Annotated in this window: 12 protein-coding genes; 11 read left to right on the forward strand and 1 reads right to left on the reverse strand. The window is 40.2% G+C overall.

Annotated features, from left to right (window positions below; all coding sequences use genetic code 11):
• Nucleotides 1–126: 126 nt before the first annotated feature.
• Nucleotides 127–696 (reverse strand): DUF4142 domain-containing protein, encoded by a 570-nt coding sequence (locus tag ABWO41_RS10225; RefSeq protein ID WP_353137344.1) that lies wholly within the window; start codon nucleotides 694–696, stop codon nucleotides 127–129.
• Nucleotides 697–932: 236 nt separating this feature from the next.
• Between ABWO41_RS10225 and ABWO41_RS10230 the strand changes: the two genes are divergently transcribed.
• From ABWO41_RS10230 to ABWO41_RS10280, 11 genes are all read left to right on the forward strand, one after another.
• Entirely contained in the window at nucleotides 933–1,289 is a 357-nt protein-coding gene (locus ABWO41_RS10230) for a hypothetical protein (protein WP_353137346.1), read from the forward strand.
• Between the two features lie 30 nt (nucleotides 1,290–1,319).
• Nucleotides 1,320–2,327, forward strand: a complete 1,008-nt coding sequence (locus ABWO41_RS10235; protein ID WP_353137348.1) for a glycosyltransferase family 4 protein — start codon at nucleotides 1,320–1,322, stop codon at nucleotides 2,325–2,327.
• A gap of 11 nt (nucleotides 2,328–2,338) precedes the next feature.
• A complete protein-coding gene (locus ABWO41_RS10240; protein ID WP_353137350.1) occupies nucleotides 2,339–4,264 on the forward strand; it encodes a glycosyltransferase in 1,926 nt (641 codons plus the stop codon).
• Nucleotides 4,254–4,871 (forward strand): D-glycero-alpha-D-manno-heptose-1,7-bisphosphate 7-phosphatase, encoded by a 618-nt coding sequence (locus ABWO41_RS10245; RefSeq protein WP_353137352.1) that lies wholly within the window; start codon nucleotides 4,254–4,256, stop codon nucleotides 4,869–4,871. The genes ABWO41_RS10240 and ABWO41_RS10245 overlap by 11 nt, the downstream gene beginning before the upstream one ends.
• On the forward strand, nucleotides 4,834–6,318 hold the full coding sequence (rfaE2, locus tag ABWO41_RS10250; RefSeq protein WP_353137354.1) for a D-glycero-beta-D-manno-heptose 1-phosphate adenylyltransferase: 1,485 nt from the start codon (nucleotides 4,834–4,836) through the stop codon (nucleotides 6,316–6,318). The genes ABWO41_RS10245 and rfaE2 overlap by 38 nt, the downstream gene beginning before the upstream one ends.
• On the forward strand, nucleotides 6,318–7,397 hold the full coding sequence (locus tag ABWO41_RS10255; protein ID WP_353137356.1) for a glycosyltransferase family 9 protein: 1,080 nt from the start codon (nucleotides 6,318–6,320) through the stop codon (nucleotides 7,395–7,397). Before rfaE2 ends, ABWO41_RS10255 begins: the two co-directional genes overlap by 1 nt.
• A 270-nt stretch (nucleotides 7,398–7,667) precedes the next feature.
• Nucleotides 7,668–7,946, forward strand: a complete 279-nt coding sequence (locus tag ABWO41_RS10260; RefSeq protein WP_353137358.1) for a hypothetical protein — start codon at nucleotides 7,668–7,670, stop codon at nucleotides 7,944–7,946.
• A 29-nt stretch (nucleotides 7,947–7,975) separates the two neighbouring features.
• A complete protein-coding gene (locus ABWO41_RS10265; RefSeq protein ID WP_353137360.1) occupies nucleotides 7,976–9,133 on the forward strand; it encodes a zinc-dependent alcohol dehydrogenase in 1,158 nt (385 codons plus the stop codon).
• Nucleotides 9,134–9,155: 22 nt separating this feature from the next.
• The gene (locus ABWO41_RS10270; RefSeq protein ID WP_353137362.1) at nucleotides 9,156–9,782 is read left to right on the forward strand and encodes a hypothetical protein; all 627 of its coding nucleotides are present in this window, start codon (nucleotides 9,156–9,158) and stop codon (nucleotides 9,780–9,782) included.
• A 50-nt stretch (nucleotides 9,783–9,832) separates the two neighbouring features.
• Nucleotides 9,833–10,384 carry a YciE/YciF ferroxidase family protein gene (locus tag ABWO41_RS10275; RefSeq protein WP_353137364.1) on the forward strand — a complete coding sequence of 184 codons (552 nt, stop codon included), beginning with the start codon at nucleotides 9,833–9,835 and terminating at the stop codon, nucleotides 10,382–10,384.
• A 20-nt stretch (nucleotides 10,385–10,404) separates the two neighbouring features.
• Nucleotides 10,405–11,020 (forward strand): catalase (locus ABWO41_RS10280; RefSeq protein ID WP_353137366.1); only part of this gene is annotated, 616 nt, incomplete at its 3' end.

The following is an 11,020-nucleotide window of genomic DNA, read 5'->3' on the forward strand; positions in this document are numbered from 1 at the left end:
GAAGTCTTAAGCGTAAAAAATAGAAGGTTATTGAAATTTGTTATTTTACTTTAAGCCATCAGAACGAGATTCCTGTTCGGTAACAGGTCTCGTTCTGTGCAGTCGATTGAATAGTAGGAGTACTGGTTATTTGAGTTTTATCCTATCAACTGCTTCGGCGTGTTTCTTTAATACGGGGAGTGTTTTTGAGGCAAAGTTTCTTACATCTTTATCTCTTAAGTTTTTGGAAGCATCTTCGAACATCTGGATATCTTTGCGGTGATCTTCGCTCATCATATTTAAATAAGTCTGATCGAATTCGTTACCACTTAGGGATTTTAGCTTATCCAGATGTGACTTTTGGTCTGAATCCAGTTCTGCGGGTAAAACTATTTTTTTCTCTGAGGCAAGGCCTTTTAGCTCTTCATTGGCTTTTGTATGGTCAGAAACAATCATTTTGGCAAGGTCGGTAACCGATGCGTTTTTAGATTTTTCCATTGCTACTTTTCCGGCTTCCACTTCCATTAAGCCACCGGTAGCAGCTTTTTTAGCAAAAAATGCCGCATCGCCTTCCAGGCTGCTTTCGTTCATGAGAACGGTAGACTCTTTTAATGTGTCGGATTCTGATTGGTTATCGTTAGCTCCACTCTTTGAATTTTGGCATGCCTGCATTGTGAATGCAGCTATTAGCAGTGCAATAATGTTGTGTTTTTTCATAGCATAAGATTTGATATGAGGAAATCGTGCCAATGATATGCCAAATAATCCATGTAAAAATGTAAAGCGCACTTAACAGGTATTCAATTTTCTTTTTGGGTATTTATACGCTTCTTAAACAAGTATAATCTTTCGGGAAAACAGGTATTATACAAACGAACATTCTAAATAAGGTCATGTTTATTCAAATACGAATCATAATTAATCGATTTTTAAAAAATTAAATCAACAATGCCATGGAAAACACAGAAAATTTAGAAGAACAAAGAAGGCAAAATTCAAATGCTGAAAATGAATTAGACCAGGACAATGCCAATCCTCAATCAAATCCTGATCGGGATAATGATGAAGCAGGATCAAATCCGTCAGGAGGATCACAATTAGGATTAGACTCTGATGAGTTTGACGAAATGGGGGGCGAAAACGAAGAATCGGATTCGGGGACTCAAAAACAGCCGCCAACAGATGCTGATGTGGAAAATCTGGATACTGAAGATGCCGACGATCAGATTAGAGGTAGCGACGCCGACTATTATCGCGGAAACGATTTAGACACAGACCTTGAAGACGAAGAAGACGAAGACGAGGAGTAATTTAAAATTTTTAGCACAACAATTAGAAACATGACACATCAAACCGATTTTGACACGACTAAACTTTTGTTCTCGACCGGGAAGCGAATGCGAATTTTTACCTGGCACATACATGGTAGCTATTTGTTTTACTTATCGCAGGGGAACTATGATATTTTCATTCCGGTAAACAATCAGAAAAGCGACAGGTATTGCGGCAGAGGAAATACATTCCCTTTTGGTAGCAATGTGATAGAGGTAAAAGCTGAGGAAGTGAAAAATTTAGAGTTTGATGTGCTGTTATTTCAGGCCGACGAGAACTATTTTGTAGACCAATACGAAATTTTATCTGAAGCGCAGCGGGCGTTACCTAAGGTTTATCTGGAGCATGATCCGCCGTGGGGGCATCCGACGAACGAGGTGCATCCTGTAAAAAATAATGATGTAACGTTGGTTCATGTTACGCATTTTAATAAGCTGATGTGGCATTCGCTGGTACCCGATGTAAGGGTAATAGAGCATGGTGTAATGCCTGCTACGGCGAGCTATACCGGCGAACTTAACAAAGGAATTGTTGTCATTAATAATTTGCCACAGAGGGGGCGTTTACTGGGATTTGACCTCTTTGAAAAAGTACAGAAAGAAGTGCCTGTAGATTTGGTTGGTATGGGAACAAAAGGTTTTGGCCTTGGAGAGGTGTTACATCCTCAGTTGCCCGAATTTATCTCCAGATACCGGTTCTTCTTTAATCCCATAAGGTATACGAGTTTGGGACTGGCAGTATGCGAGGCCATGACCATAGGGATGCCTATAGTTGGTTTGGCAACCACAGAAATGCCAAATGTTATAAAGAATGGATATAATGGCTATGTACATACTGACGTCTCTTTTTTAATTGACTGTATGAACATGCTTATAGAAAATAAAACAAAAGCGTTGGAATTGGGAGCCAATGCTAAGCAATACGCAGAACAGCGTTTTGATATCAAGAGATTTACCCGCGATTGGGAAGAATTATTTTCAGAAGTTTCAGTAAGTAAACAAGCTAGTTTTCAATAAAATCACCTACCATGAAAAACAAAATTGCATTTATAAGCGAACATGCTTCGCCTTTGGCCTCTTTGGGGGGAACGGATAGTGGAGGGCAAAATGTCTATGTTGCAGAATTAGCGAGACAGTTAGCTCAAAAAGGGTATGAAATAGATGTTTTTACAAGAAGAGAAGATGGTGAGTCTGCTCAAATCACTCAATTCTGTAAGGGAGTTAGGGTGATATTAGTAGATGCCGGGCCGGCAGAAGTTATTCCAAAAGAAGACATTTTTGTTTATATGACTGAATTCAGGCAGCAAATGGAAGATTTTATCTGTCAGGAGGATTTGCAATATCAGCTTATTCATGCAAATTTCTGGATGTCTGGTCTGGTAGCAATGCAGTTAAAGCAGCGTTTGCAAATACCATTTGTAATTACTTTCCATGCATTGGGGCATATTCGCAAAACTTTCCAGAAGGAAAACGACAGGTTTCCGGAGGAAAGGGTAGCTATAGAGCAGCAGATTATTAAATATGCCGATGCGGTTATAGCCGAATGTCCGCAAGATAAGGAAGACCTGATTACACTATACGGGGCGGAAGAAGCTAAGGTTCCTGTAATAGCCTGTGGCTTTAACCCGGCAGATTTTTATCCGATTAGGAAACAAACAGCCAGAACATTGCTGAATATTGGCGAAAACGAGAAAATTGTTTTGCAACTGGGACGTATAGTGCCAAGAAAAGGTATAGACAATGTTATTAAAGCCATGTCTGAACTTCAAGCAGGTGAGAACTTATATAAGCTGATTGTAGTTGGCGGCGAAAAAGAGGAAAAACAAGGCTATCAGGAAATAGACCGACTGAAAGACCTGGTGAAAAGTTTGGGGCTGGAAAAAGTGGTACTTTTTGCCGGCAGAAAAGAACGAGACCTCTTAAAATACTATTATAGTGCTGCAGATGTGTTTGTGACGACACCCTGGTATGAGCCTTTTGGAATTACTCCGCTAGAGGCAATGTCTTGCGGTACACCGGTTATAGGAGCCAATGTTGGCGGTATAAAATATTCTGTTCTGGATGGCAAAACGGGTTTTCTGGTTCCGCCTTCGGACCCGGAGGCGCTTGCCGATAAAATTAAGGTATTAACTGACCGGCCGGAGCTGGTGAAAAGGATGGGTGATTTTGCACAAAAGTATGTGCGGAAATTTAAGTGGTGCCATATAGCCGACCAGGTTATTGGCCTGTACAAAAATGTTTTGCAGGAAAAACATCAGGGCAGAAATCTTTTAGACCCGTTAAAAGAAGCCTTTATGGAGGCTGCGGCAACTTTCAAATATTCGGCCCGCGCAATAGCAGAAGACGTTTACAATGCAGGGACTATAATGAGCAATGCTTTATTGTCCGGAAAGAAAATTCTGGTTTGCGGCAATGGTGGAAGTGCTGCGGAGAGTCAGCATTTTACGGCAGAGCTGGTAGGACGGTTTGAAGTGAGCCATAGAAGAGGATTGCCGGCTATTTCACTTAACGCAGATACAGCTATCTTAACAGCGTGGGCCAACGATTTTGGTTATGACGATGTTTTTGCCCGACAGGTAGAAGCCTATGGACAAAGAGGGGATATTTTATTCTGTTTAAGTACAAGCGGCCAGTCTGACAATATTCTTAAAGCTATTGATATGGCAGAACAGAATGGATTAATTACGATTAGCATGCTGGGTAAAGATGGGGGAATGGCGGCCAGACATTCGCAATATAATATCATTATTCCGTCTAAAAGCACCCAGCGTATTCAAGAACTCCATTTACATATTGTACACCAGCTTTGTACTATAATAGAGCAAAATGTAGTTGCCGAAGAACGTCTGGAGAATTCAATAAAACCTTTAAATATTACTTATACAAGTCTGAGTGTAAATGGACAACGTAATTATTTAAAATCACAACAAAAATATAAAGATTATGGAAGCTAATAAAGCCATTTTTCTGGATAAAGACGGAACCATAATCCCTAATATTCCATATAACGTAAACCCGGATTTAATTACATTGAGTGAGGGCGTTTTGGAGGGACTGGAACTGTTAAACAAGCTGGGATATCTTTTTATTATCATCAGCAATCAGGCAGGTATTGCCAAAGGGTATTTTAAGGAAGAAGATCTGATTGGGGTAGAACAGAAAATTAGACAGCTGTTTGACCAGAGAAGTATCAATCTTTCGGGGTTTTATTATTGTCCGCATTCGGAAGAAGGCACAGTTTCCAAATATGTACTTAAATGTAATTGCAGAAAACCGAATCCTCAGCTTATTCTAACCGCTGCAAGAGACCATCGGATAGATTTGTCGAGATCCTGGATGATTGGAGATATTCTGGACGATATAGAAGCCGGTAAAGCCGCCGGTTGTAAATCTTTACTGATAGACAACGGAAATGAAGACCAATGGCAGGTAAATGGCAATCTGAACAGGATACCCAACTGGATATCGTCTAATTTTTTAGAAGCCTCATTACATATTTCTTATCAGTATAAACTTAAAGGAGATGAACAGGGAACTTTTGAATATAGTCAGGAAATTTAACAAGAAACGCATTCTTCTTATAGGCGACTTCATGATAGATAAATATATTCATGGAAATTGTCAGCGAATAGCTCCGGAAGCGAGTGTTCCGGTTATAGATATTCATGAAAAACATACTTGTTTGGGTGGTGCTGCCAATGTTGCTGCTAATTTAAGCGCCTTAGGAGCTAAGGTGATGTTCTGTACGGTAACAGGTAAAGATGGGGCCTTAACAGAAGCCCTGCATTTGTTAAAAACCTCAGGTATAGCAGATAAATATTTAATAGCAGATGTTTCAAGAAAGACTATAATTAAAACTAGAATTTCTTCTGAAAGTCAGCTAATTGTTAGGTTTGATGAGGGAACGGATTCTAAGATAAATGCTGCAACGGAAGCTCGCCTGATAAAGCATATTGAAAATGCCTATAAATCTTGTGATGCGATTTTAATTTCTGATTATAACAAAGGTGTTATTACAGATAGGGTGATTTCTAAATTATTGGAATGGCAAAGATTAAGCAAAAAGCTATTGATGGTAGATGCGAAGTCTTATGAAAGATACCGGATATTGAAACCGGATTTTATTAAACCCAATTACCAGGAGGCTTTAAAGATTACCGGCGAGCTATATGCACAAAGCCGTAAGGAGCAGGTGAAGAAATGGGGAGCGCTTTTGGCAGCGCAAACTGGAGCGGCAAATATTGTATTGACTATGGATAAGGATGGGATTGCACATTTCGGGCAATCGGATTTTATCTCACATTACGAAGTAGAGCAGGTAGTAGCTCCCCAGGTAAGCGGTGCCGGAGACAGTTTTATTTCGGCTTTTTTATTATCTGTACTAAGTGGTGCAAATGCGAATGATGCTATTGCGCTGGCGGTGCATGCGGCGCATGCTGCTATCCAGAAAAGGAAAAAGACGGCTATATGCACTCCGGAAGATATAGAAGAAAAATTAGTTAATTCTTCCAAACATTTATCTCTTGTGCAACTGCGAAAATTGGTGGCCAAACACCGAAAAGAAGGGAAGAAGATAGTGTTTACAAATGGCTGCTTTGATATATTGCATTGCGGACATGTAAAATATCTGTCTAAAGCCAAAGAACAAGGCGATATCCTGATAGTAGGCATTAATAATGATGAAAGTATTAAGCGTCTGAAAGGTTCTGCAAGACCTATTAACAACCTTTTGGAAAGAGTAGAAGTACTTAATGGACTGGCCAGTATAGATTACATTGTGACATTTGGAAAAAAGGGAGACGACACACCAATACAACTGATAAAAGCCCTGAAACCGCATGTGTTTGTAAAAGGTGGAGATTACAGTTACAAATACCTGCCAGAAAAGGTTATTATTGACGAAATAGGCTGCCGTTTAGAACTTATTCCGTTTACGGATAACAAGTCTACCAGCAGTACAATTAAGAGAATTCAAGACAATATAAAAACGGAGGTTTACGCATCCTGATGGAATCTATTAAAAATATTTTGTGTTTAAGAGCTGATAATTTTGGGGATTTGCTGATGTCTTCGCCCGCTATAAGGGCCATAAAGGAATCTTTTAATTGTAGAATTACGGTATTGACATCTTCTAAGGGCAGTAAGGTAGTTCCTTTGATAGCCGAAATAGACGATGTTATTGTTTTTGATATGCCTTGGGTACAGGTTAGTGAAACAGGGAGCCAGCAGGAAGTTCTGCTTCTTATTGCGAAGCTTACAGAGCGTAACTTCGATAGCTGTATTATATTTAATACTTTTAGTCAGAACCCCTTACCAGCAGCTTTAATAGCCTGGCTATCGAAAATACCTCTTCGTATTGGCTATTGCAGAGAAAACCCTTACGATTTGCTGAATAAATGGCTTCCGGATAAAGAGCCTTATAGCGAAATTTTGCATCAGGTAGACCGGGATCTGAAACTGGCAGAAAGTATGGGAGCGACAGTTAGCGATAAAAAAATAAGAATAAGCATTCCGGCAGAGTGTGAGATATATGTTTCCGGTTTATTGAGGGAAGCTTCTTTAAATAGCAATTCTTATTTGGTTGTACATATAGGCGTATCGGAAGAGAAAAGAAAATATCCGTTAGACCGATGGATACAGGTATGCCAGCAGCTTATAGACTTACATGGTTATCCCTTATTATTTACCGGGGACAATAAAGATTCTACAGAAATAAAACAGGTTACAGACAAATTACATGGCCAAGTGTACGATTTTTCGGGGCGCTTATCTCTGTCTGAAACCGCCTGCTTAATTCAGCAGTCGAGAATGCTGATTTCCGTGAACACAGGAATCGTTCATTTAGGTGCAGCTGTAGAAACTCCCATTATTGTGCTGTATGCACAAACTAACCCACAGCATAAACCATGGATGACTAAATTTAAAGCATTGGAATATAGTGTGGAAGAAAGTATTTCCAGTAAAAATGAAGTAATAAGCTGGATAAAAAAAAACGTTTATAAAGAACCAAAAGATTATCCAACAGCTGATGAGGTATGCGACGCATTTCTCGAATTGAGTGCTCAACCAGTATTTTCTGCCAGCTAAAACGGGGTTTATACGTATTGAAAACACGTATAAACATCTGTATCCTCGCATCATTATTGTTTCCTTTCATTCATCTGCTTGGTATAAGGCCACAACTTTACTAGTAGCAAAACGCTGTTTTTAATTTAAAATAATAATTATGCTGGTTCCAATCATTATAGGAATTGTATTTCTTGTCATCGTTCTGGTGTCGTATTTCGCCATCAGAAAAAGGAATAACAGGGATATACAACCATAAGTCTGAGTCATTAACTATTAACGATAATTGATATGAGCACATCTAATCAAACACATGATCATGAGACCATTAAAAAATGGGTAGAAGAGAGGGATGGTGTACCTTCAAGAATAAAAGGCACCGGAGAAAACGAGGGCGACGGGGTATTGAGAATACATTTTCCCGAATTTAGTGATTCTGACAATTTTGAGGAGCTGGATTGGGATACTTTCTTTAAAGAATTTGACGATAACAAGCTTGATTTTCTTTATCAGGATGAAAAAGAGAATGGCGAGACCAGCACTTTTCACAAGTTTGTGGAGAGACAATAAATCATCATCTACCTGAAAATTATCTATCTATGAAAGCAGCAGTTTTCCATAAACCGGGCGACATTCGTGTGGACACCGTCGAAGATCCAAAAATTGAAGATAGCAGAGATGTGATCCTGAGGGTTACTTCTACTGCAATATGCGGCTCTGACCTGCATATATTAAGCGGCGCGGTTCCGCAGGCCAGTAATATGATTATGGGACATGAATTTATGGGCATTGTGGTAGAAACAGGCTCAGCAATTACTAACCTGAGGAAGGGAGACCGGGTAGTGGTACCTTTTCCTATTGCATGCGGCCAATGCTTTTTCTGTAACCACCAGGCACCAACACATTGCGAAAACTCTAACTATAAGCATTATGGCCCCAATGGCGATATGGCAGGAGAAAAAGGTGGGGCACTTTTCGGTTATACAGATTTATACGGCGGTTATTCCGGCGGGCAGGCAGAGTATGTAAGAGTCCCCTATGCCGATATAGGTCCGCGTGTTGTTCCGGAAAGTTTAACCGATAGTCAGGCACTTTTCTTAACAGATATTTTTCCAACTGGTTGGTCTGCTATAGATTGGGCGCAACTGAAAGGAGGCGAGGTTGTAGCCATTTTTGGCTCGGGCCCTGTGGGATTAATGGCGCAGAAGGCAGCCTGGCTTAAAGGTGCAAGCAGGGTTATTGCTATTGATCCGCTTAATTACAGATTGGAAAAAGCAAGACAGGTTAATAATGTTGAAACACTAAACCCAAATGAGGTAGATATTGTAGATGCGATTCGGAGTATGACGAACGGTAGAGGTGCGGATGTATGTGTAGATGCTGTAGGTTTTGAACCCGAAAGGAGTGTGATAGATAAGTTGAAGGCTACTGTGAATTTTGAAAAAGGTAGTATGAAAGTGCTGGATACCGCATTTAAAGCAGTAAGAAGATCCGGTACTGTTTCTATTGTAGGTGTATACGGATCTACATACGATAATTTCCCTCTGCACAGAATGTTTGATAAAGGAATTACCATTAAACAGGGACAGGCACCTGTGCAGATATATATAGATGAGCTTATTAATCTGGTTAATGAAAGAAAGGTGATTTTGGATGATATTATAACACATGTACTTCCGTTAGCCGAAGCACCAAAAGGATACGAAATTTTTGATAAGAAAGAGGACGACTGTGTAAAAGTTGTGCTTACACCTTAAGCTCTAACCGAATATCATTTCTATGGAAAACAGAGAACAGGAAAACTTTGGGACAGAGAAAATTCCTCAGCAGCGTGTTGGTTCACAAACCAATGCGGAGGAAACGATTGAATTATCGTCTGAACAGGAGGCAATAGATTTTTTTCGGGTTGTTAAGAACCGCTTTCTGAATGTTAATGAGTGGTATAAAATTGCTGAATTGCCTATGTCGGCATTTAAACTGACAGATTATTCGGGCCAGGAAGTTAACAGGCCGGTAATAGAAGGGGATTATTTCCGTATTGATATTCCGGGACCCGGTACCCAGACAGGAGAAGGATACGATTGGGTAAAAGTAGAGGAACTGTCTGAAGAGAAATCGGAAAATAAAGAATTAATCACCCTTAAAGCAAGACCTGCGCCTAATCCACAAAATAATGATGAAAATACGGCTCACTTTTTTACGGATGAAGCCGTATCGACATTTCAGGTAAAACGGATTGGCAATAAAATATTTGCAGAAGAACACGGTCGTAACGAAGTAGCTAATACGGATACCCGGCATGGTCTGGATAACATGAGGAATGCCATTGTAGGCTGGGCAGCAAAAATTGGGGTCTCATATCCGCAGTGGAAAAGTTTGGTTAAGGGATGGATTTCCAGGGACTGACGGAACATTTTATTTTATACATATCTACAAACAGCTAAAAATAAAGCACTATGAAAAACGAAACAGGAACAGAACCAAAGTTCAAAACCAAAAGCACAGGACCGGTATATTCGGCTTTGCTTGAATTGTTTCTTGAGAATTTGAGAGACTTGTATTGGGCAGAAAATCACCTGGTAAAAACGCTACCCAAAATGGCTGGTGTTGCGGCATCGACAGCTTTGGCAAAAGCAATTGAAAAACACCTGGAAGAAACAAAGATACATGTGCAACGGTTGGAGGAGATTTTCGATTTAGTGAGCGAGCAGGCGATAGCAAAAAAATGTGACGCCATGGAAGGGTTGGTAAAGGAAGGCGAAATAGCTATAGAAAGCACAAATGCCGGCACTGCAACCCGGGATGTAGCTATTATTCTTGCTTCGCAGCGGGTAGAGCATTATGAAATTGCAAGCTATGGAGGACTGGCTCAATTGGCAAAAACATTGGGTTTGGATCATGTGGCGTCGATATTGGCTCAAACGTTGGACGAAGAAAAGACTGCTGACCTACAGTTGACCGAAATTGCTGAAAATGATGTGAACTATGAAGCTGCGGAAGAATTATAAATCATTTAAAACCCAAGAACATGGCTAAAAAAAATGTAACATTAAACGAGGATGAGCAACCATTAAACGATAAGCAAAGAAGTTTAGAGCCTGATAAAGCGCATCCGGAGGATTCTCCGATGACTACCGACCAGGGCGTAAAGATTAATGACGACCAACATACCTTAAAGGTGGGAGAGCGCGGGCCTTCTTTACTGGAAGATTTCATATTCCGCGAAAAAATGACGCATTTTGACCATGAGCGTATTCCGGAGCGTGTTGTTCATGCTCGCGGGTCTGGAGCCCATGGAGTGTTTAAATTATATAAATCGCTATCTAAATTTACAAAAGCCCAGTTTCTGAACGATACAGAAATAGAAACTCCGGTTTTTGTACGTTTTTCTACGGTGGCAGGATCTCGCGGTTCTACCGATCTGGCTCGTGATGTAAGGGGATTTGCGGTTAAATTTTATACGCAGGAAGGCAATTTCGATTTGGTAGGGAATAATATGCCTATTTTCTTCATTCAGGATGCAATGAAATTTCCGGATTTAGTACATGCGGTAAAACCCGAGCCTGATAATGAAATTCCACAGGCAGCATCTGCACATGATACCTTCTGGGATTTTATCTCGCTAATGCCGGAGTCTACGCATA

The organism is Pseudopedobacter sp. (assembly GCF_040392825.1).
Classification (GTDB): Bacteria; Bacteroidota; Bacteroidia; order Sphingobacteriales; family Sphingobacteriaceae; genus Pseudopedobacter.